Below are 764 nucleotides of genomic sequence, written 5' to 3'. Positions count from 1 at the left end.
TTCTGCAAGCATCCCTTTGGGAAGTAGAGGGATCTCTAATGACATATCGAAGCGGTCTAATAAAGGACCAGACAATCGATTCAAATAACGTAAGATAATCTGTGGATTAGCACGGGCTTGATTGCCTTCGTAATATCCCGTCGGGCTTGGGTTTAGCGCCCCCACCAATTGAAAGCGAGCAGGAAAACGGGTTTTGCCCGCAGCCCGTGAGATGATGATCTCTCCAGACTCCAAAGGCTCTCGCAATGAATCGAGCACTTTCCTTTCAAACTCGGGCATTTCATCAAGAAACAACAGCCCATTATGCGCCAATGATATTTCTCCTGGCCTTGGCACAGAGCCTCCACCCACCAGTGCCGCCATCGAGCTTGAATGATGCGGGGAACGAAATGGACGCTGCTTCCAGTTGTATTGATTAATCTCTTGCTGAGTGAGTGACGCAACAGAAGCCGTTTCCATCGCTTCGTCATCACTCATCTCAGGCAGTAAGTCACAAAGGCGTGAAGCGAGCATGGTCTTGCCCGTGCCGGGTGGACCTAAAAACAGTAAGTTATGATTGCCAGCCGCCGCGATCTCTAACGCTCGTTTGCCTTGCTGCTGACCAATAATATCTTGCAGGTCTCGAGTCATGTGCTTTTGAGATCGAGGCTCAGAGACATCATTTAAATCCAGTGTACTTTGACCACAGAGGTAGCCGCACACCTCGAGCAGTGTTTGGGCGGACTTATGCTCCCCTTGTCCAACCAAAGCCGCTTGCTCACCGT

At 50.3% G+C, this 764-nt stretch carries 1 protein-coding gene; it reads right to left on the bottom strand.

Annotation, left to right across the window (positions count from 1 at the left end):
* The coding region (locus tag KIV40_RS27505; protein WP_285352381.1) for an ATP-binding protein at positions 1-764 on the bottom strand (764 nt) is incomplete at both ends.

Source organism: Vibrio sp. D173a (assembly GCF_030248475.1).
The sequence above is the reverse complement of the archived record's forward strand: the minus strand, read 5'-3'. Positions and strand labels throughout refer to the sequence as shown.